The organism is Companilactobacillus heilongjiangensis (genome assembly GCF_000831645.3).
Classification (GTDB): domain Bacteria; phylum Bacillota; class Bacilli; order Lactobacillales; family Lactobacillaceae; genus Companilactobacillus; species Companilactobacillus heilongjiangensis.
The window spans coordinates 1,989,736-2,012,428 of record NZ_CP012559.1; the positions used below are offsets into that span (position 1 = coordinate 1,989,736).

The following is a 22,693-nucleotide window of genomic DNA, read 5'->3' on the forward strand; positions in this document are numbered from 1 at the left end:
CTACTCTTTGGCATCATCTAAATATTCAGACAATGTTGCTTCATCAATAATCTGTGTTCCCAATTGTTGCGCTTTAGTTAGTTTACTACCAGCTTTTTCACCGGCAATCAAGATGTCAGTCTTTTTCGTAACTGAACCCGTAACTTTAGCACCGAGATTTTCAAGCGTCTCGGCCAATTGTGAACGTTTATAATTTTGTAATGTTCCGGTTATAACAATTATTTTATCAGTAAAGTGACTATTTGTTTCATTAGAATTTGAACTACCGATAAAATTCATATTAATATTTACTGATTTTAGTTCATTAATAAGCTTTTTAACATCATCATTTGCAAAATAAGTTGCAATACTATCAGCAATTATCTCACCCATAGTATTTACTTCAAGGATTTCTTCTCTGGAAGCGGACATCAAATTATCTAAACTACCAAAATTCTCAGCTAAAATTCGACCGGCTTTGGCACCGACATGACGAATTCCTAAGCCGAAAAGTAATCTTTCAACGGAATTACTCTTTGAGTTATCAATTGCTGTTAATAAGTTATTGATAGATTTTTCTTTGAAGCCATCCAAAGTTTCCAAATCCTCAGCCGTCAATTTATAAATATCAGCGACATCTTGCACTAATTTCTTCGTATAAAGTTGCTCAATAATCTTGGGACCTAAGCCGTCGATATTCATCGCATTTCTTGAAGCGAAGTGAGTCAACTGTTCTTTAACTTGGGCGGGACACTTAGGATTGATGCAACGTAAAGCTACTTCATCTTCTAAATGAATCAACTCAGAATCACAGTATGGACAATGTGTTGGAATTTCAGCTGGCACTGAATCCTTGGGGCGTTTACTTAAAACAACTTGTGAAACTTCTGGAATGATATCGCCTGCTTTATGCAAGAGTACGGTATCACCAATACGAATATCCTTTTGACGAATCATATCTTCATTATGCAAAGTTGCTCGAGACACTGTTGTCCCAGCTAATTGCACCGGATCCATCACAGCTGTTGGCGTTAAGACACCTGTTCTACCAATCGTCCATTCAATATCGTGAACCACTGACTCTGCTTGTTCAGGTGGAAACTTATAAGCAATTTCCCAACGAGGTACTTTGACAGTATTACCAAGGTCTCGTTGAATGGCTAAATCATCAACTTTTAGAACAACTCCATCAATACCGTAATCAAGGTCATCACGAATTTCTCCGTAACGTTCAATGAATTCTTGAACACCCTTCAAACCAGTTGTAACTTCAGCTGTTGGGTTAACGTTAAAGCCTAATTCTTTCAAAGTTTCCAAAGCTTCATGTTGTGTGGAAACATTCAAATCGTCAAAAGTAACAATCGTATACATAAATGTATCCAATTTTCTGGAAGCAGTCACCTTCGGATCCAACTGACGTAAGCTACCGGCAGCCGCATTTCTAGGATTGGCAAAAACTTGTTGTCCCTCATTTTCACGTTCTTGATTCAAACGTAAAAATTCTTTCTTAGACATGAAACATTCGCCACGCACTTCAAATGACAACGGACGACTGAGTTTCTGGGGAATATCCTTGATAGTCTTAACATTCTCCGTCACATTTTCACCAATCGTTCCATTTCCACGGGTTGAACCTTGTACTAAGATACCATTTTCATAAATAAGTGACAGTGACAAACCATCAATTTTTAATTCAACATTATAATCGACCTCATGTCCAACATTTTTTTCAATTCGGTCGTTAAATTCAGCTAATTCTCCTTCAGAAAAAACATCCCCCATCGACAGCATTGGAATATCGTGGGTTACCTTGTTGAAATCTGGTAACGTGACATCACCAACTTGTTGCGAAGGTGAATCCGAAGTTACCAAATCAGGATATTGCTGTTCTAGAGCCAATAATTGATTGTAAAGTTTGTCATAAACATTATCTTCAACAACGGGTGCATCCTTGGTGTAGTAAGCATCGCGCCATTCATTCAATTGAGGACGAATCTTCGCTAACTCTTGATTAGCTTGTTCTTTTGTTAAATCTGCCATGATTTCACCTCTTGATTAATCAGTAACTTTTTTAATTGGGGCATATTCTGCCAAGAGACGTTTAATACCTTCACTCTTGAAAGCCACGTCTAACTCAGCGTTATTACCATCGCCATTAACTTTGACAACTGTACCTTGACCCCACTTCTTGTGTTCAACTTTATCGCCAACGTTCCAGTGCAATTTCTCCGCACCAGAAGCACCTTTGGCTTTCAAAGTTGGTGATTGGAAGGTTGCAGTAGTAGCAGCTACACGTCGACGGTCCTTATATGACGAATTGCGACCACTTGGACGACCAATATTACCAGCATTGCTGTTGACACGTTCAATAGCATCATCTTTAATTTCTTCAACGAAACGTGAAGTAGCGTTGTTTTGTAGACGGCCATAAAGCATACGACTGACGGCATTTGTTAAGTAGAGACGCTTTTCAGCACGAGTGATACCAACATATGCCAGACGACGCTCTTCTTCGAGGTCATCTTCTTTGAGCAATGAACGACCAAGTGGGAAAATTCCTTCTTCCATACCAACTAGGAAGACAACTGGGAATTCCAAACCTTTAGCAGCGTGCAATGTCATCAAAGTAATTTCTTGTTGCTCTTCTTCAATTTGATCTTGATCACTGACCAATGACAATTCAGTTAAGAACGTTGTCAAACGTGTCTCATCAACATCTGGGTCGGGTTCATAACCTTGGTCAAATTGAGTCGTAACAGTCAAAAGTTCTTCGATATTTTCCACACGTGCTTGTGACTCCAAGTTATTTTGTTGTTTCAAATCTTCAACATAACCAGAATCCTCTAGTAAGTGGTCCATCAAGATTGTCATTGACTGATCTTCAGCCAACTTAGTTAAATTATCAATGACTTTGGCAAAGCCACCGATAGTCTTACGGGGACGGGCAGCCAATGGTGAAAGCTCAATATTTTCAGCAGCTTCTAGCAATGACCAACTGTGTTCATCCGCATAAGCTTGCAATTTTTCAATTGTACCAGGTCCAATACCACGCTTAGGACTGTTGATAACACGTTGAAAACTCATTGAGTCATCGTGGTTAGCAATCAAACGCAAGTAAGCTAAGATATCCCTAATTTCCTTACGATCGTAGAACTTATGACCACCAATAATCTTATAAGGCATATTGGCTTGCATGAGTTTCTCTTCAAATGTACGTGATTGAGCATTTGTTCGATAAAGCACTGCAAAATCACCGTATTTAAAGCCTTCTTGCAATAAATTCTTCACTTGATCAACGACATACAATGCTTCATCTGATTCATTTTGACCACGATAAAACTTGATCTTGTCGCCTTCCTGATTATCAGTCCACAAATCCTTAGGCTTACGGTTACCGTTGTTGTTGATAACTTCATTGGCAGCCTTCAAAATTGTCTTCGTTGAACGATAATTTTGTTCCAACTTAATCGTTGTTGCTTCGGGATAATCCTTTTCAAAGTTCATAATATTTTGGATATTAGCACCACGCCAACCGTAAATACTTTGATCAGCATCACCAACAACACAGACGTTGCGGTACTTGGCACCTAATTGTTTAACAAGTTTATATTGAGCTTCGTTGGTATCCTGATATTCATCAACGTGAATATATTGGAATTTTTCTTGATACTTTTCCAAAACATCAGGACACTGGTCGAACAATTCACTTGTTTGCATGATTAAGTCATCGAAATCAAGCGAGTTGTTACGTTCCATCTCTTTAGCATAAACGTCATAAACGCTGGCAACTGTTTGTTCATAAGGTGAAGCAGCTACCTTGGCATATTCAGCAGGAGTCTGCAATTCGTTCTTAGCATTACTGATCGTACCCAAAATAGCACGCGGATCGTAACGCTTAGGATCCAAGTTCATCTTTGTCAAGATTTGCTTCATCAAGGTACGTTGCTCACCAGGATCTGCAATCGTGAACGTCTTAGGTTTGCCCATCTTATCGAAATCTCTTCTTAAAATTCTTACACAAAGAGAGTGGAAAGTTGAGACCCAGACATCATTAGCTGACTCATTTAGTAACTTACCGATTCTTTCCTTCATTTCCTTAGCAGCCTTGTTAGTAAAGGTAATCGCTAAGACATGCCAAGGCATGATATTTTTTTCTTCAATCAAATAAGCCACACGGTGAGTTAAAACTCTTGTTTTACCTGAACCGGCGCCGGCCATGATTAAAAGTGGTCCTTCTGTTGCCTTAACCGCGTCTTGTTGCTCGGGGTTAAGACCTTTTAGCATCGTATCGTCCAATTTTAAAATCCCTCAAATCTTTGTGTAAAAAGTTTTAGTTGTAACTAAAATAGCTGTTTATATTGTAGCAAATTTTTCTGCATAGAGCGAAAGACAACTCGCTAAAATTGAACATATGTTCCTTATTTATTTAATTTTAAGATGCCGACTCCGGTTGCCAATGATTTTCGCCTGCTATGAGGACCGGCGTGAGCCAAGGTCTCACACCTCGCTTTGAAGCCTTGCAAGTTCGGCAAGTCTCCAAAGTCGCCCTGTGGTGTAATAGCTAAAGCCATAACGCCACCTCCATAGCTGGTGAAATCATTGGCAACCTCCGTCTAGAGTTTTGGTTAACTCCAAATTTATCATTCTTAGGCGACTACTTTCCTCAAGCATCCCTACAACTGAATAATTAAATTTACGCCTTTAATAAACAATACGGAACAAAATTCAATTATCTAAATATTTTTCAAAATTAAATATCCTTACCCACCTAAAAAATCTCAACTGAAAAAATTCAGTTGAGATTTTCTTATTATCATTATTAAATCCACACTACCTATCGACCAGAATATCAGTCCAATCAAATAAATCCAAATCAACCAATACCCTAGCCGGAGGGTTCGAGGGAGTGAGTCAGCAGTGAGAAGTGTCGTTAGGACGGTGGTTTCCCGTTCTTACAACACTAGGACGACTTTTGAGACTCGCGGTTTGTGCGAGGCTCAAAATCGAGGGTCGAGACCGCCCTTTGGCTCGAGCCGGTCCTCACAGCAGACTCAACTCCCTTGAAACCTCCGGCGGCAGCTTATTATTCTAGTCCAACACGCTTAAATATTTCGTCAACGTGACGTAAGTGCCAGTGGTAATCGAATGCATCGTCTAAATCTTTGTCTGATAGCTTATCGGTTACTCTAGAATCATTTTCAAGCATTGTTCTGAAGTCTTTCTTTTCATCCCAAGCTTTGGCAGTAAATGGTTGCACGATATCATAAGCTTGTTCACGTGAATAGCCAGCTTCAACTAACTTCAACAAGACACGTTGTGAGAAGATCAATCCGTGTGTCAAATTCATGTCTTCAATCATCTTGTCAGGGAATACTGTTAGATCCTTAGTGATCTTAGTAAATCTGCGTAAGATGTAATCCAACAATTCAGTTGTGTCTGGAATGATAATTCTTTCAGCAGAACTGTGTGAAATGTCTCGTTCATGCCACAATGGCACATCTTCCAAGGCTGTGAATGCATGTCCTCTGATCACACGAGCCAAACCAGTTACGTTTTCTGAACCGATTGGGTTACGTTTGTGAGGCATGGCTGATGAACCTTTTTGTCCAGCAGCGAAGAATTCTTCAGCTTCACGGACTTCAGTTCTTTGTAAGTGACGTACTTCGAGTGCGAAACGTTCAATTGATGTAGCAATCAATGCCATTGTTTGAATGTATTCAGCATGTAAGTCACGTGGTAAAACTTGTGTTGAAATTTCTTGGGCACGGATGCCTAGTTTATCACAAACAAATTTTTCCACATCAGTTGGAACATTGGCATAACTACCAACGGCACCACTGATTTTACCAGCTTCAACGCCTTTAGCAGCATGGTCGAAACGTTCGATATCACGTTTGATTTCAGAATACCAGTTAGCTAAAACTAGTCCGAAAGTTGTAGGTTCAGCGTGAACACCGTGAGTTCTACCAATCATAACAGTATCTTTGTACTTCAAAGCTTTCTCACCGACTACCTTGAGAAATTCATTCAAATCTTCACGAATAATATCATTAGCCTGTTTCATCAAGTATCCATAGGCTGTATCAACGACATCAGTTGATGTTAATCCAAAGTGGACCCACTTCTTCTCTGGTCCCAAGTATCTGGAAACATCTCTTGTAAAAGCAACCACGTCATGTTTTGTTTCTTTTTCGATTTCAGCAATCTCTGAAACATCAAACTTAGCGTTTTGAGCAATTAACTTAGCATCTTCAGCAGGGATTTCTCCTTCTTTGCTCCATCCTTCAACGGCCGCAATTTCTACTTCGAGCCAAGCTTGAAATCTGTTTTGGTCTGTCCAAATTGGTTTCATCTGTTCAGTTACATATCTATCAATCATGAATTATTCTACTCTCCAAATATTAGTTGTTAGGATATCATTTTTTAATTCTTCGACATCGTCTGAGAAAATTGAAATATAACCGACATCCCGGTCGGCTTGATCCTTAGCTTTAAATCCGGTGTAATAATTAAATTTCCACTGGGCCTTTTCCTGGAGTAAATCCAAACTCTGTGGCAAGTTACCTTCAATAATTTTCAAGGTAGCCGCGTTGACCATTGGAAAAATCTCGGGAATTGGCCAGTCACAAATAGCTCTGATATGTAATTCAAATTGCGAAATGCCAGTTGCCTCTGGATAAACATTAGCTGAATAATTGATTCCTGGAAAGATTCGTTTGACGTACAAGACCCCGGATTGAGATAGGATGAAACCTATGCCAAAAATTCCCACGTAGTTAATATTTTCAGCTACCATCAAGGCAACTCGTTGCATTTCTGCTTCTACATCTGGATCATTCTTCTTATAAATAAAAGAACTCATCAAATGCGTACCATCATAAATCTCTTTGATCATTGGAAAAGTATGGATCTTTTGGTCCTTACTCTTGCTGATCATGATTGAATACTCAGTCTTAGTCTCAATCCACGCTTCAAGAATGTAAGTTCCATCTTGGAGTAACTTCTGCACACGTTCAACATCGTTATCGTTATAAAGAATATGACGTTTCAAAATCGTTTGGTTCTTTTGAATCGGCTTTAAAATACATGGGAAACCAATTTCTTCGACCGCTCTTTTGATATCATCTACCGTTACGATTGAAAAAAATGGTGGCACATTAATATTTAAATCATTCAAGAAGGTTCTCTCGATATAACGATCTTGAGCAATTGTTAACAAGTCAGCACCTTGAGCAACGTTGAAACTCTTAGCCAATTCCTTTAACAAACTGCTGTCAAAATTCTCGTCCATATACAAAAGAAGGTCACTTCTATGGCCCAATTCACTTAGATTCTCGATGTTTTCCAACTGACCGACTAAAAAGCTGTCAGCAGCCTGTGTCGCAATATCCTTCTCTTCATCGGTTAAAAGCATGGTTCTAAAGCCCATTCTCTTAGCTTCCAATTCAAAAATATATGTTTCACTACCGCCACCAATTATGCCTAATGTCTTACCGGGCGCAATAAAAGTCATAATTCCACCTTCTTAATTACTAGTCTTCTTCTTCATCGAAAACTACTTGTCCATTTTCAAAAGCTTTGATTTTAGCTAGTGAGCAGATTGGAATACCTGATTTATCAATCATTTGTCTACCCTTTTGGAAGGACTTTTCAATTACGATTCCAATACCAGCCAAAGTTGCACCAGCATCCTCAATAATCGTATTCAAGCCGTTAACAGCCTGGCCATTAGCTAAGAAATCATCAATGATCAAAACTTTGTCATCACTGGATAGGTACTTTTTGGCGATACTGATGTGATTAGAAGTCTTCTTTGTGAATGAGTAAACCTCTGACGTATAAAGATCATCACTCAATGTTACAGATTTGTGCTTTCTAGCAAACACAACTGGTACTTGGAACTGTAAACCAGTCATTACAGCTGGTGCAATACCTGAAGATTCAACTGTCAAAATCTTGTTAATACCTGAATCTTTAAAGTGTTTGTAGAATTCCTCACCCATTCTCTCCATTAGCATTGGGTCAACTTGATGGTTTAAAAAACTATCGACTTTAAGCACGTCCTTGCCTAAAACTCGACCATCCGTTCTGATTCTTTCTTCTAATTCCTTCATTACCGTTCTCCCTACATTTACATAGAATAATTAGAGTCTATCATACTTTGATTTTCACTTGATACCTTCATCGTATTTTTTCAGATTATATTTTTGAATAACCCGAATAATTTTGTTTGTGTAACCAGGATCAGTCGCATATCCATCAGTTTGTAAAGCCACTGCCGCATCAATATAATTCTTCGATTGGATAACTTGCCTGTACTGTTGCGAATTCCAGGTCGTACCATCAACTAGCAATTTTGTATGGTCTTTCATCGATTCACGAAAATCCGAATAAACTCGAAAACGTCCATTGATAGTTATCCACTGACCATTGGTGTATTCTTTCGTCTGTAAAACTTTCGTATTGGAAGGGTCTTCACCCTTGATACCAAAGTAATTGTTGTACTGACTAGCAAGTGAACTAGTACCCCAGTCGCTCTCCAAAATTGCTTGAGCAATCGTGATACTAGGTAAAACTCCATATTGTCTACCCAATTCAACTGCATACGGCGATACTTTTTTGATGAATTGACTGTGGTCTTGTTGGACCATTTCAACCTTTGACTCACTCTGATACTGGACATATCTTCGATAGCCAAAGAAGCTGACGACAAACACTGCGACAATCGCTATTAAAATAATAGTTGTCCGATTATTCTTGTTACTTTTGCGCCGATAGTTAGTTCGACGTGATTTGTATCTCCTCTTTTGTGGCAATTGATCTATCCTTTGTAAGTTTAATCTGCCTGCCGTCTCCAGAGCAGAGAAGTATTTCGCCTGCTGTGCGGAACGATTCGAGCCATAGTTCGGTCTCGAACCTCGGTTTGAAGCCTTGCAAGTTCAGCAAGTCTCCAAACTCGCCCGGTGGTGTAACGGCCAAAGCCGTAACGCCACTTCCACTGCTGGTGAATACTTCTCTGCTCTTCCGACTAATTTAACTGATATATAAATAGTTTAATGAATTAAAACAAAATCATTATCTGACTTTTCAAACCTCAATAATAATTTGAAACAGAAACTACCAAAACATAGCACATAAATTAGTTGGAGGGGATAAGAACATTTACACCACCAGGCGTGTTTGGCGACTTAACGCTTTTGGGTAAGCCTTCAAACCGAAGTTCGAGACCGTTTCTTGGCTCGGACTGGTCCGCATAGCAGGTAAACATTCTTATCCCCGTAAATGAAACGGAAAACCTTTAGTTAATAAAACTAATTATAGCCGATATACTTGAAGTTTTTGTGATTTAAAACGGAATTTTAACAATTGCTAAAAGTTTCAACTACTGTGTTTCAATTGCCGTTGTTTTGAGTAATACAGCCACGTTCCTAAAGCTATCAGCTCCAAAAATGCAGAGAAAAGGAAAATACTTTTATAGCCAAAGCCGATTGCAATCCATGCAGCAATCATTGGTCCCAAAACATTGCCAAACGACTGTGCCGATTGATTATAACTGAAAACTCGTCCAAAAATTGACTTCGGTACGTTTTGTACAGTTAAAACTTGTATCGACGGAATTAACGCCGCATCAGAAATTCCCAAAATGAATCTTAAAATTATCAGTTGCCAAATATTTTGCACCAAACTAGTCAACGCTAAACATATAATTGCGGAAATAAGAAATATTATCATGCTTCGTAAGGCACCAAGCCGATCGATCAAAACTCCAATGACCCCTGCCATCAAAATTGTAGCGAATCCGGGAGCTGCAGAAACTACCCCGGTCATTATTACCACGTTTTGCCCACTAGAGTTCAATTCTCGGACAAGTAAACTGAGCATCGGTGTAATTGCATTGGTTGTCGCTTGAACGGCTAAGAGCGACCCAAACAAGGCAATAAAGAATGGCCAACCGATTTTCTTCATCAAAGGAAGAGCTGGTTGGAGTTCATTTTTCGAAATCGGTGTAAATTCTTCCTTAACGCCAATCCAAGTAGTTAGAAAAACAATGGCCATCAAAAAGCTAGTCACAAAGAAAGCCCCCCGATAACCAAACCAAGTGGCCAAAAAGCCTCCAACCAACGGGCCCAACAGCGTTCCAGTAATACTGCCAGTCACTAATTTGCTCATTACCCGACCCTGAATTTTCTTAGGCGCAGAAACTGACATCAAGGCATTAGCATTGTTGATATAACCAGAAAAGGCTCCTTGAAGGACTCGAAAAAATAATAGAAACCAGACATTTGGCGAAAAGCCAATCATCAGAATAGTCAGCGTCATGACACCTGAAGCTCGCAAACACATCAGTTTACGCCCTTTTAAATCAGCTAAGCGTCCCCAAAAAGGCGAAACGATTGCTTTACTCAAATATGTTAATGAAAAAGCAGCTGCCCCCAGTAAATTCAATTCAGCTTTATTGAAATGACCCAAAGTATCAATAAATAACACGATAAAAGGTAACGTCATCGCATTGCCCATATCGGTGATCAAACTACCAAACCATAAAATTCTAAAATTATTGCGCCAATTTGCTTGCATAGCGTAACTCCTGAAATTATTTAAATACCCGGGCTCTTCCGATTAGTTAATCAGTAATAACTGAATATAAAGGGATTAAAGTCTGTTTATATTCAAACCATTTTAGACATCAAAACATAATTAGTAATAAACGAGTTGGAAGAGCTGAGAGCATTCATCAGCAGCGAAAGTGGCGTTATTGCTTTAGCAATTACACCACCGGGCGTGTTGGAGACTTGCCGGTTTTGCAAGGCTTCAACCGAGGTTCGAGACCGCACTTCGGCTCGAACCGTACCGCGCAGCAGATGAATGCTCTCAGCTCTGGAAACGGCCACAATATAAACAATAGACCAACAAAGTAAATTTCTTGTAAAGTTTATGTAAATTCGAAAAAAGTGCAAAAAAAAAAGCTAACTCTGCGAGTTAGCTTTTATCAAACTTATTTTTTATAATTAAGCTTTGTTAACGTTTGAAGCTTGTGGGCCACGATCTGAATCTTCGATATCAAATGTAACTGCTTGGCCTTCTTCAAGAGTCTTGTAACCGTCGCCTTGGATAGCTGAGAAATGTACGAATACATCACTACCATCTTCGCGAGTAATAAAACCATAACCTTTTTCTGCGTTAAACCATTTAACTGTTCCGTTTTCCATGAACTTTTCCTCCTGATAAGAAAATATTTTTTGTGCATTATTTCGTGGTACATCATGGAAGAAAGTCTAAAATACGAAACATTCAAACCATTCGAACCATTCACCATTCAAAAATACAACTACTATATTAACATGCTTGATCAATTATTTCAATCCGCTAAGCGTAAAGTTTCTTTTACAAATACTTAAATTTCAACATCTCTTAAATGTGGAATCGAATTCTGAGCACCTTGCGTTTGAACCGTAATGGAAGATGCTTTACTAGCAAATTTCATTGCTTCTTCGATATTATCTAAATCTTGATTTAGCTTTGAAGCTAAATAACCGATAAATGTATCACCAGCGGCTGTCGTATCAACCGTGTTAACTTTGTAAGCATTAACAAAGCCATTTTTTCCATTCACTGAATAGAAAGCTCCATTAGCACCAACTGTTATTATAACATTTTTTACGCCCATGGTGTGCATTTTGTTTGCAGCTTCCACCATTGAAGGTTGATCTGTAACCTTAACTCCAGTAATTGCTTCAGCTTCTGTTTCGTTAGGAACGATAATATCGGTTAGCTTCAACAGTTCATCCGGAATATAAGTCTTGGCTGGAGCTGGATTTAAAATAGTTAAGACATTGTTCTCTTTAGCAATTCTAAATGCTTCAGTTGATGCTTCAAGTGGTGTTTCAAATTCAGTAATCAAACAGTCGGCATCAGCAATCGCATCTTTAGCGTTTCTGATATCTTCAGTTGTGATAGTTTGATTAGCACCACCATAAATTAAAATACTGTTTTGACCATTATCATCAAGTAAAATATAGGCTTGACCAGTACCAGCCTTGTCATCTTGTGTAACGTGATCAATGTTCAAACCGTCAAATTTGAAAGTATCCAACATAAAGTCGGCTGAACGATCTTGACCAATTTTTGCGATGAAAGAAGTTTCTGCACCAGCACGAACGGCTGCGATTGCTTGATTGGCACCCTTACCACCACCAGCAGTTGAGCGGTCATGCATTGCCATAGTTTCACCTGGTAAAGGTAAACGAGCAATATTTAAAATAATATCTACATTGATTGAACCTAGTACGACAATTTTTTTCATATTAAAGCTCCTCTAAAAGACAACTCCACTTTCAAGTAAAATATTTGAATATGGTGTCTCCTCACCTGTTCTAATGAATGCTTTAGTATCACTCAAATCTTTTTTCATTTCTTCATGGGGAATAAATTCAATTGGTGTATCGCCAACTAATTTCTTAACAGCAGCCAATTGTTCAGGGTTTTGGACCTTAATTTCCTCGGCTAAGTAAACCTTTTGAACTTCTAATTCACTCAAAACATTATCCAAAACTTGAATAAAGCTTGGCAAACCTGCTTCAACAGCTAAGTCAATTTTTTCGGTATCATCAGGAACAGGCATCCCAGCATCGCCAATTCCGATTGTATCGAAGTGTCCCATTTGGGCTATAACCCGTGATATATTTGAGTTAATAACTCTCGTTTTTTTCATGAAATTCTCACCTTTTCCGTAATCGTTTGCATCAATAATACTACCATGCACAATTATATCAGTATATATTTTAGCAATTTCATAATACTAGTAGCAAGTACATATTTTCATTGATTGCGCGGCAACTTAATTATATCCTTAAACAAAGATACATAGTTTTTACTTTTTTGCCGCCGGATGGTGCCAGAGATTTTCACCCGCTATGAGGACCAGGTCGAGCCAAGGTCTCGCCCCTCGATTTGAAGCCTTGCACAAACCGCAAGTCTCCAAAGTCGCCCTGTGGAGTAAGGACTAAAGTCCTAACTCCACCTTCATAGCAGGCAAAAAATCACTAGGCAACCTACGACTAATTTACGATTTCAAATAAATTAAATGAACTACATCACTAAATCTTTATTGAGATACCCAAAGGTTGACTGTTAATAGACTATTTTACTGAAAGTTTAAGAATACAATTTATTTAATCAAAACATTCATAAATTGTTTATACTAATTTAGAAAGCAAATTAGTCGGAAGAGATGAGAATATTAACCCGCTGTGGGTGTGGTGTAAGAGCTTTAGCTCTTACACCACCGGGCGAGTTTGGAGCCTTACCGTTTTTTGGTAAGGCTTCAAATCGAGGTTCGAGACCGCCTTTTGGCTCGATCCGGTCCGCATAGCGAGTTAATATTCTCATCTCTGGAGACGGTCAACTTTTCAATACCTAAAAGAGGACAAAAAATGACACGTACAGCAAAACTTAGTTTTTATTTCATTATATTTATCATCTTCGGCTTAGTTGGCATGTGGATGCCACTGTTAGGTGATGACCTGCATTGGGGAACTTACTTTGGTAGTAACTACTTCCCTCAAGGCATCTTCCTAAAATATGACGGCCGCTACCTTGGTGATTTGCTTGTTATTACGATGACCAAATTCAAGCCAATTGCCTTTCTTGGTTACGGAACTTTTATGACAACAATTGTCTATTTGATCCAACGAATTCGTGAACAGATCAAAGCTCCCAAGTCGATTGGTTTGGTCTCCGCATCCCTAGCAACCATTTTCATCCTATTGACTCCCAACACTATCTTTAAACAAATTTTAGGTTGGCACGCTGGATTTGCTAACTATGTTCCTTCATTAGTATTTCCATTGTTCATGCTTTATTTAGTTTTAAAAAATTATGACAATAAAAATATTCACTATTATCGCACTAGTACTTACCTGATATTCTTTGCGGCTATCTTTGCTCAATTCTTTGCGGAACATGTAACAATTTTGAATGTCTTTAACAGCATTCTCGTTTGGTTATTCTTAAGAAAACACTTTGGCAATGAATTTAAGAAAGTTCTGAACTTCATTTTAGTTGGTAATTTCATCGGTGCTTTCCTAATGTTTATCAACGGTGCCTACATAAAAATCCTATTTGGAACTGACTCATATCGCTCACTTAAAGGATCAAGTAATTCCGACACCATGATTCACTACATGCTCACACAATTTTCAACGAAACACTTAATCATGTTGATTGTTGCCATTCTGATTTTTACCGTGGCAGTAGTCTTCTACACATTGCGTGTTAGAAATACTAAGCAAAAAATTGCTAATTTTTCACTATTATTATCAAGCTTCGTTGTTGTTGCTCCATTCATCGTCGTTTCACCATTCGGTTCTAGATGTATGTTTGCAACCTACATGTTCTTTGCTACCATCTTCATAATTAACTTCGATATGCTATTAGATGGTTACGAAAAGTTTATCCTACCAGTCTTCATGGTTATCGCCATTGGCCTCGGTATCAAGACTGATGCAATGTCACATAATTATGGCAATACTTTTAAAATGCAAGTTCAATATTCAATGTATCAAAATAATGTTCAACGTAATTCACAATATTTCCTACAATATAAAGATACTAATCATATCTGGCTGACTGCTCAAATTCAAAACGATGCTAACTTCTCGGAACTTTACGTTAAGAACAAGGATCGTAACATGGTCCCAATCAACTATTACGACTGGACTGATGCTGAAAGAAAACTCAAGGGTAAGAAATTCAAAACTCATGATGACTACATGAGAGCCTTTGACCAACAAATTCTTAAAAAAGTTAAACTGATTCAAGCTAAGGAAAATAAGTAAATTAAAAAGTTCTAATTGGGATTTCTCCTAATTAGAACTTTTTTTGTACCATTCAACCACCCTATCAACTTGTGCTTGCGGTAAATATTTAACTTTTAAATTTCTTTCACCAATACCTGAACGACAACTTAATCGCAAATGAGCAAACTTCTTTCTACCCAACCAGATACTCTGACGGCGTTCTAATAACTGAATGCTGTTCTTAGGTACAAAATACGAATTCTTAGATGTCAGGTGATTATTCTGCAGGAAGACATATTTATCATCCATCACCGCAACGGCAGCTCTTCTAGCGTTCAAATACGCTGGAACAATCCAGATTATTGCTGAAATCACTATTACGACAAGCACTAAAATAACCGAGATTTTGAAGATAAATAAGCCAATTATTAAATCCGTTACCAAACTAAAAATTATGGCATTTCGTAAATCATAGTAATAAGTTCCGGAATTAGCAGCCAAAGCTTGTCCCTTTTCCACAGGAATATTAGGGAAAAACTTGTGCATAAAACCTGTTAATTTGACTGTTTCAATCACTGGCATAACGATAATATCTTTTTCCGTATCCTCTTTTTTAGAGTTGGAAATAATTACCAGTTTAACTGAAGCAATATTCAGCATTCTTCTCAACAAGGTCTGTTTAACTACAACTGCTTGAATACGACTTTGAGAAATACTCGTTTTCTTCGTCTTGAAAAATCCATATTGCATCTCAAATTGATTGTTCTCCATTGTCAGATGGAAGTGATAATATCGAGCAATTAAAACAAAAACTGACACAAGATAAAAAGCCAAAACTATCAGCAGCATACCCACAACAACTATGACCCAACCTAAGTGGGAAAATTCTTGAGCAGCCGCCGCGTACATTTGTGCACTGATTGAATGCTGTACCTTGCCATAAATCGCCAAAACAACTAATAATCCTGACAAAAATGCTGGTGACGTTAAAGAAAATTTGATCAATTCTCGCCACGTTATTGCATATGACTGACCGCTCAGAGTTGTTTCTTCATTTTCAACCACAGTCTCAGTAGTTTTGAACTGTTTACGATAGTTGTTTAGTTCATCCTTTAAATCCACTGAAACTGCCGCCAAACTCACTTCTGGTCCATCCGAATGACCAGCTGTTTCAATTTCTAGTTCTTCTAATTTAAATGGTCGCAAGAAGAACCATTGATTAGCTGTCACATTTTGAATTCGATCATAAGGAATATGATTAACTTTCTTAACGAAAATACCCTTTCTAACCAAAATCTCTTGATCAAAAAATTGATAGCTGAACGTCATATATTTCACAACATCGCCAACAACTACCAATAAAAAAAGGCTGACAAGACCGGTTATCGTCCAAAATCTAGCTTGTTGAAACGTCGCAAACGCAAATACAGCCGCAGGAATAAATAAGTTCTTAATATCTTTGTAAAAGAAAAATAAAATGGCAGCCGGGCTCAATCTTCTCGGTTTAGATATCATTTTTAGCCTCCTGAGCCAGCTTCATAATAGTCTCCTTCAACTGGTCAGCTTGTTCCGACTTGATACCGTCAATCTCACTACGACCTGATGCGGTAACAATAATTACCTTTTGTAAATCTTTCCAACGTAAAATTGGACCCTGTTTCAAAGTTACATTTTGAACTCGGGCAATCGGAATAATCACTTGCTTCCGAAAAAAATAGCCACTGTGCAATTGAACTTGTCGTTCATCAATGTAATACGTCCAAAATGCCCACAAATAATTGACCAGAAACAAACTTCCGATAAATATAATCATCCCTAATATCAAAATAATAATCATTATCAAATCAAAATAACCCTTAGCAGTCGATGATAATGCCAACCTAATAAAGCCTATTCCAATCATAATTAATGCAAAAATAATAAATTCAATCAACGCATGAATCCGCCAAATAGTTTTAATACCCTTGGGTAGCCTCTTAACTTTATCCATACTTCCCCCCTATATAAATATTTTCTTGAGTATATCAAATTTGCCATATTATAAAAAATCCCTCGTAATATTTAATTACGAAGGATTTTCTATTTATGCAAGATATTTAACGAATTCATTTGTCGCGATTCTTAGATATTCTTGTCCACCAATTGTGACAATTCGATCTGCTTTCCATGAACTACCAATAGGAAGTTTCTTAGCAGTTGCTTCACCTGTACTACTATAAACAGTTGTCTCAGACTCAGCTTTGTAGACAGTTTTAACCGGTTGATAAGTTGTGGAAACTTTCTCGCTAATCCAACCATCAGTTGAAACACGATACATTGTAACGCCGTCAATTACAGCGCAACCGTCAGTCTTCCAAACACTGCCACTTGGTAATGTCTTGCCGGTACTCTTGCCTTGAGAATCGTAAATCATTGCCTTTTGAGCAACGTTTACAACTGTTGACTTAGTGGCTGGTGTGAATGCCAAAGACTTGGCAACTGGAATAAATTCATTGGTAGCAACTTGATAATAACTAGCACCTTTAATCGTAACAATGTTGCTATATTTCCACTCAGTATTTGCCAACAATGATCTAGTCAAAGGCTCACCATAGGCATTTACAGGTGTCACAGCAGTACCAAAGGTTCTGACAATACCAGAAGTAGCCTCCTTAACAAAGTTGTAACTCGACGCTTCTACAACTTCACCAGAACTCAATAGGTAGAAAAGTTTTCCATGGATAGTGGCGGTTGCTTTAACGCCAATATGAGCTAAAGCGGCCTCAACACCAACGGAATCGTCTGGAATATATTGGAAATCCACCTTTTCGCCATTAGCTGTTTCACTTGGAACTTTGATGGGAGTTGGTTTCTTAGCTGGAGTCGAGCTACTTGAACTTGATGAATGAGGCTTTGGAATCTTAGCGTATGTCAAAGTAATCACTTGTGGGTCCTGAGTATACGCACCTTTCAAATCAGTTGTCGGACTGGTCAATTTATAACCAGCAACTGCGGTATCACCAGTTAAATCGAAGGCATCGCCGATATTTGTACCATTAACAGTCTTTGTCATAATTGATTTACCAGTGCTATCGACGTAGTTAATAGTTACATTGGGATGATCTTGCCAAATAATAGGTTGTCCGTTCATGAAGTTACTTATGAAAACACTCTTGCCATAATATTTCAAAGTAATTCCATCCAAACTAGTAGTTGGATTATAGTTAGCATTCAACCCAGCATTACCATATGTCAACGTTGTAGCACTGGTGTCAGCGCCATCCAATTCATATTTATCATTACCAAGATTTTTCAAATTATAGATTTTAGCCGTACCTGCAGGCACAGATGTTGAAAAGTAATAGCTGGATGCCAAATCTTCACCGTCTAGTCCAGTGAATGGCTGAGCGGTAAATTTAATCGGTTGACCTTTGACAGCGTAAATTGGCGTTGGATTATAGGAACCGCCAGTCACACTAATATTAAGGTTGGCTGTCCTATTAACACCTTTCAAAGGTGAATAATCAGTGACTGAAGTACTATCCAAGCCAAAATAATCGTATTGTTGACCGTTATTAGAATACGCTATTACCCACGGTGCAAGCGTCTTTAGTTCAGCATTATTAATACCGTTATAATCTTGATCACCATCAAGACCGACTCCTCCATAGGATGGAACTTCCAATTTAGTAATCTGATTTACATCTATTTCTTTCGCATTCGGATTACTAAAATTACCAACCAATGACAAATTATTAAATTTAATGCCATACAGAGGCGTCAAATCAGTATTGGCATTAGCATCTGAACCAAGTCTTACTCGCAAGTCAATCATATCCGAAGGCAAAAGTTTCAAATATTGAATCCCATTCAAACTTTCAACTGGAGTATATTGCGACGGCGTCAATTGGGATGTTGCCGGATTTGAAGCCATATAAGTTTGCTCATTGACCTCAAGTGTTACTGCTTTTGTATAACTTTTAATATCCCCGACAGTAATATTATCTGTTGATTTCAAGCCTAGTCCTGCCTTAACTAACGCTGCTAAAGTTGAATCGGCAAAATTTACCACTGTATCATTAGTAACATTGGCAGGAATTGAATAATCAATCGTACTCGTTGTGGGCGTTGTAGTAGTTCCAGTAGTTGTTCCGGGAGCTGTCGGTGTTGTCGTGGGGATAGTTGATCCTGGTAAAGTTATACCTGCTGTTGAACTACCAGTACTTGAAGTCGTGGTAGTTGGTGCAGTCGCAGTACTGGTTGATGTTGTGGTTGAAGTCGTTGATACTGGAGCAGTTGTAGTACCAGTTGCCGTTGTAGTTGTTGGTGAAGTCGTTGGCGCTGGAGCAGCAGTAGAACTTGTCGAAATTGTTGCTGTCGTTGTTGTTGTGCTGGTTGACGTCGCAGTAGCTGGAGCCGTAGTCGTTGTGGGAACAGTCGTAGTCGTAACGGTGCTCGTTGGTTCCACAGCAGTTGTACTGGTCGTCGGAGTTGCTGTCGTCACACTATTCAGTGCGGTAGTTGCAGTATCCGTTGAAGTCGTTGTACTGGCAGTTGTAGCTGCCTTAACTGTTTGATTTGATAAAGGTGCTAATAATATAGCTGAAAATAATGTTGCCCCTAAATAAACATATTTTTTATTTGATGACATAATGATTAACCTTCTTTCAGATTTCACCGCCAATTTTAGGTCGAATGACATCATATACCAAACAAAAAATATGTTATAATGAACGTGTGATAAATCTTTTGTTAGAGCCATAAAGGATTAATTAATCATAGCTATACCAATTGTAAGAAGTGCATAATTTTAGCTCTACTTTAAAACAAAAAAATCTATGGATTTATAACGTCCACAGATTTTATTCCACTTTTGGAAAACAGTTCTTACAAAAACTGAATCAAAATTAAGTCTAAATGATAGTACACTACGAATTGTATTAAGGAATGACCTCATATATATTAGATAAATTCTTAAAGTGCATTTGGCAGTGCACATGAAGATTGAACATATATATACAAAAAAAGATATCAACGGTCGGCATACCGAAGATATCTAGAGATAGTAATTCACACACACATTAAATTTAAATTAGATAGTAGCACTAAATGATTGTTCCACAACATCGTACATGGCAACGTACTGATCAGGGGCAACACGTAAAAATGGAACACCGTTCGAATAATTGATTTCAGTATCTGTAGCCCATTTACTATTGGCTGCAAGTTGAACATCATTTCTTTGAACTAAATTATGATCATAAACATTTACATCTTTATCTGCGCCGTCGAGTGATTGAACTTTGATAATCATTCGACGGTTTTTGTATGCAAAACTATCCTTTGCACTAAGATATCCATCAGATGAGACTTGGTAATAGTCGCTTCCGTTAATGCTTTGTGTCTTGGCAACTTGCCAAGTACTGTCTTTGTCCAAAGCAATATTAATTTTGTCTCCGTTTTGATTGTAAAGTTGAGCTTCATCGCTACTTACTTGAGCATAATTACCCTTTTGAGTAACTGATTGAGCGTTGACATTTGTAACAGAACTGGCTGCAGTGGCAACTGCGCTACCAGTACCTAAAAGTGCACAGACTAGTAGTAACATAGTTTTCTTCATAATAAATAACCTCGATATACATTTTTTAGTTTAATCCCTAGCACACCATTTTTTGGCAGAAAAATAGCGCACACAAAAATTGATTTTGATATACAAAAAATAGATTTTTTTATAATTCACACATTTGCTTATACAGATTCGGCATTATCATAAGCACCTTTATAGTACAAGGAATCGGTGATTATTTCAACAAAAATTTGTGAATAATGATATATTTCTCTATTAATTTTTTTATATATTTAATATAACTAAATTACGAAAGTGGTATAATCCCTTGACCTATCTACTTTTGTAAACCTATACTTCATGAATATAAAAAAAAGAGCTTTCCAAAAAAAAATTTGGATTACCCTTTTTAAAAACTAGTATTATCTTTCTGTAAACGATTGCTGAATCACATTCCACATACCAACATATTCATCGGTGGCAACACGGACAAATGGCATACCATCTGGAGTGGTAATCACACGATCAGAATACCAATAAGTACCTGGAGCCAAAGCAACACTTGAGCTCTCAACAAAGTCGTGGTTATAGACAGGAACATCTTCATCGGTCTCTACTCTAATAACCTCTGGTCTATCGCGATACATATAGCTATCACTGGAACTCAAGTACTCATTTGTTCCAATTTGATAGTAATCTTTGCCGTCGATAGTTGCGGTTCTCCCAAGATACCAACAACTATTTTCAGGCTCTGATTTTCCTAATGAATCGCCAGAGGAATTATATACTTCTGCAGAATGTGCGCTAACGTCAACGAAATATCCGCTAGTTACAGACTCAGCCTTGACACTTTGGATTGGTAAAAATGAAAATCCTATTCCTAGTAGAATCGTAAAAAACACTACTATAACCTTTCTTTTCAAATTACTTGCTTCCTTAGTCTCCTTAGACTATTCAGATTATAATATGTTTAAACATTTCTAACAACATTCTTACTTACTTAAATATTTATAAAAAAAATCATCAATCTATATAGACTGATGATTTTTTTGTTTATCTGTTAACGCATTTTGGCGAGCAATGATTCATTCTTATTCGACTTTGCTAAGTACAAGGCAAGATTGTAATAATCTTGATAAGCTTGCTTTTCATTATTGTCGTCCTTAATTGAATAGGCAGCTTGATAATTGAGTTCATCCAAGAAATAAGATACATGTCTTGTTTGAGCAATGTTTAATCCGCAACGACTGAAATCATATGACCTCTTATACAATCCCATGATGTTGTAAGATTTAGCAAGCGTCTTACAAATAAAGAGAATTTCCAAATCACTGGCATTTGAGATTTGAGAAACTTCGTCAACTGAAGTAGTGATCATTTTGAAATAATACTGAGCACGATCATTATGCTTTTGTCCTAAGTAATTCATCCCCTTGAACAAATATGCAAGCAAAGTGTAGATATCGTCCCCGGCGGACTTGGTATATTGCAATACCTTGTCTAAATCAAATAATGAAACATCGTAATTCTTGTTCCAGTAATCCATCACACCACTAATCAATTCATACTGCTTCATGTCATTATCGTTCAACTTACCTTCCAATGATGACATTCTTTCGTCGATATCTGAGATTTTCTCGAGCAAAACATCCTTTTCAATCGCATCCAAAGCACTCTCTTCCTTGACTGAAGATTCGGTAGTAAAATCACTGAATACATCATTCAACGTCAAGCTCAGCTTCAAACAAATCTTGATCAAAATGTTAACCGTTGGGGCTATATTATGCTTTTCAATCTTACTTATCGTATTTTGAGTACAAATATCGTTAGCTAACTCAATTTGAGTCAAATTCATTTCTCGTCTTTTATTATAAATAATAGATCCAAGAAACAATGGCAACACACTCCCATCTATCGTTATGATATTTATCAATAATACTATACCACCACACAAATATATATATGACAGTGTGACCAATAAATAATCCAATTGCACAAAAATTTCTTTCAAATATTTGCATATGCACAATTTTTTTTGTATTAAATGACGTAATTTATTTTGAAACGGAAAAATGAGAATATTGCATGAATAAATTTTGTGAAGAAAAAATTGGGTATTAAATAACTTATTTTTAGCATTATTTCTCGATATAGTATGTTGAAATACATGAATATTTATTGATTCAATATATCGGAAAATACTAATTAGATTTAAAGTCCTAATTTTAAAGCTTTTTATATAAATCTGCTACATCCCTAATCCGACAATTAATTTGAGATTAATTCCATTAGCATCAAATAATCTAAGATAACGTTTTTTGATTTAAAGAAAGCCTAAAATGCAATTTTTTCTAAATCTCCCTTTCAACTT

20 protein-coding genes are annotated in these 22,693 nt (G+C 37.5%); 3 read left to right on the forward strand and 17 right to left on the reverse strand.

What is annotated here, in order from left to right:
- The 9 genes from ligA to JP39_RS08990 form a co-directional block, all read right to left on the reverse strand.
- Complete coding sequence (gene ligA / locus JP39_RS08955; protein ID WP_041500633.1) at positions 1–2,019, reverse strand: NAD-dependent DNA ligase LigA; 2,019 nt, start codon at positions 2,017–2,019, stop codon at positions 1–3.
- A 15-nt stretch (positions 2,020–2,034) separates the two neighbouring features.
- Positions 2,035–4,263 carry a DNA helicase PcrA gene (gene pcrA / locus JP39_RS08960; RefSeq protein WP_041500679.1) on the reverse strand — a complete coding sequence of 743 codons (2,229 nt, stop codon included), beginning with the start codon at positions 4,261–4,263 and terminating at the stop codon, positions 2,035–2,037.
- 134 nt (positions 4,264–4,397) lie between these two features.
- On the reverse strand, positions 4,398–4,550 hold the full coding sequence (locus JP39_RS12600) for a hypothetical protein (RefSeq protein WP_157492460.1): 153 nt from the start codon (positions 4,548–4,550) through the stop codon (positions 4,398–4,400).
- 512 nt (positions 4,551–5,062) lie between these two features.
- Complete coding sequence (gene purB, locus JP39_RS08965) at positions 5,063–6,358, reverse strand: adenylosuccinate lyase (RefSeq protein ID WP_041500635.1); 1,296 nt, start codon at positions 6,356–6,358, stop codon at positions 5,063–5,065.
- Positions 6,359–6,361: 3 nt separating this feature from the next.
- Positions 6,362–7,492, reverse strand: a complete 1,131-nt coding sequence (locus tag JP39_RS08970) for an ATP-grasp domain-containing protein (RefSeq protein WP_041500636.1) — start codon at positions 7,490–7,492, stop codon at positions 6,362–6,364.
- 19 nt (positions 7,493–7,511) lie between these two features.
- Positions 7,512–8,093, reverse strand: coding sequence for a xanthine phosphoribosyltransferase (locus JP39_RS08975; protein ID WP_041500638.1), 582 nt, complete (start codon positions 8,091–8,093; stop codon positions 7,512–7,514).
- A 54-nt stretch (positions 8,094–8,147) separates the two neighbouring features.
- On the reverse strand, positions 8,148–8,795 hold the full coding sequence (locus tag JP39_RS08980; protein ID WP_041500639.1) for a glycoside hydrolase family 73 protein: 648 nt from the start codon (positions 8,793–8,795) through the stop codon (positions 8,148–8,150).
- Between the two features lie 562 nt (positions 8,796–9,357).
- Complete coding sequence (locus JP39_RS08985; protein ID WP_041500641.1) at positions 9,358–10,557, reverse strand: MFS transporter; 1,200 nt, start codon at positions 10,555–10,557, stop codon at positions 9,358–9,360.
- Positions 10,558–10,988: 431 nt separating this feature from the next.
- On the reverse strand, positions 10,989–11,189 hold the full coding sequence (locus tag JP39_RS08990; protein WP_041500642.1) for a cold-shock protein: 201 nt from the start codon (positions 11,187–11,189) through the stop codon (positions 10,989–10,991).
- A 54-nt stretch (positions 11,190–11,243) separates the two neighbouring features.
- Here JP39_RS08990 and JP39_RS12835 point away from each other — a divergent pair, with 54 nt between their 5' ends.
- Positions 11,244–11,378 (forward strand): hypothetical protein, encoded by a 135-nt coding sequence (locus JP39_RS12835; RefSeq protein ID WP_255312415.1) that lies wholly within the window; start codon positions 11,244–11,246, stop codon positions 11,376–11,378.
- On the opposite strand, the gene rbsK is transcribed toward JP39_RS12835, so the two are convergent.
- Both rbsK and rbsD read right to left on the reverse strand, forming a co-directional pair.
- Positions 11,375–12,283 (reverse strand): ribokinase, encoded by a 909-nt coding sequence (gene rbsK / locus JP39_RS08995; RefSeq protein WP_041500644.1) that lies wholly within the window; start codon positions 12,281–12,283, stop codon positions 11,375–11,377. The two genes, JP39_RS12835 and rbsK, sit on opposite strands and share 4 nt — an antisense overlap.
- 12 nt (positions 12,284–12,295) lie before the next feature.
- Entirely contained in the window at positions 12,296–12,691 is a 396-nt protein-coding gene (gene rbsD, locus JP39_RS09000; RefSeq protein WP_041500645.1) for a D-ribose pyranase, read from the reverse strand.
- Positions 12,692–13,412: 721 nt separating this feature from the next.
- On the opposite strand from rbsD, the gene JP39_RS09005 reads away from it, so the two are divergent.
- A complete protein-coding gene (locus JP39_RS09005; RefSeq protein ID WP_041500646.1) occupies positions 13,413–14,816 on the forward strand; it encodes a hypothetical protein in 1,404 nt (467 codons plus the stop codon).
- Between the two features lie 27 nt (positions 14,817–14,843).
- Here the strand turns inward: JP39_RS09005 and JP39_RS09010 are convergent, their stop codons facing one another.
- The 3 genes from JP39_RS09010 to JP39_RS09020 form a co-directional block, all read right to left on the reverse strand.
- Positions 14,844–16,292: a PH domain-containing protein gene (locus JP39_RS09010; protein WP_041500647.1), complete on the reverse strand. Its 1,449-nt coding sequence runs from the start codon at positions 16,290–16,292 to the stop codon at positions 14,844–14,846.
- On the reverse strand, positions 16,282–16,767 hold the full coding sequence (locus JP39_RS09015) for a PH domain-containing protein (RefSeq protein WP_041500649.1): 486 nt from the start codon (positions 16,765–16,767) through the stop codon (positions 16,282–16,284). The genes JP39_RS09010 and JP39_RS09015 overlap by 11 nt, the downstream gene beginning before the upstream one ends.
- A gap of 93 nt (positions 16,768–16,860) precedes the next feature.
- Complete coding sequence (locus tag JP39_RS09020) at positions 16,861–18,828, reverse strand: MucBP domain-containing protein (protein ID WP_169751878.1); 1,968 nt, start codon at positions 18,826–18,828, stop codon at positions 16,861–16,863.
- Between the two features lie 49 nt (positions 18,829–18,877).
- On the opposite strand from JP39_RS09020, the gene JP39_RS12695 reads away from it, so the two are divergent.
- On the forward strand, positions 18,878–19,333 hold the full coding sequence (locus JP39_RS12695) for a hypothetical protein (protein WP_169751879.1): 456 nt from the start codon (positions 18,878–18,880) through the stop codon (positions 19,331–19,333).
- 515 nt (positions 19,334–19,848) lie between these two features.
- Here JP39_RS12695 and JP39_RS09025 read toward each other — a convergent pair.
- From JP39_RS09025 to JP39_RS09035, 3 genes are all read right to left on the reverse strand, one after another.
- On the reverse strand, positions 19,849–20,376 hold the full coding sequence (locus JP39_RS09025; RefSeq protein ID WP_041500653.1) for an SLAP domain-containing protein: 528 nt from the start codon (positions 20,374–20,376) through the stop codon (positions 19,849–19,851).
- 368 nt (positions 20,377–20,744) lie between these two features.
- Complete coding sequence (locus JP39_RS09030) at positions 20,745–21,245, reverse strand: SLAP domain-containing protein (RefSeq protein ID WP_041500655.1); 501 nt, start codon at positions 21,243–21,245, stop codon at positions 20,745–20,747.
- A 137-nt stretch (positions 21,246–21,382) separates the two neighbouring features.
- Complete coding sequence (locus JP39_RS09035) at positions 21,383–22,318, reverse strand: helix-turn-helix domain-containing protein (protein WP_425393758.1); 936 nt, start codon at positions 22,316–22,318, stop codon at positions 21,383–21,385.
- Positions 22,319–22,693 lie beyond the last annotated feature (375 nt).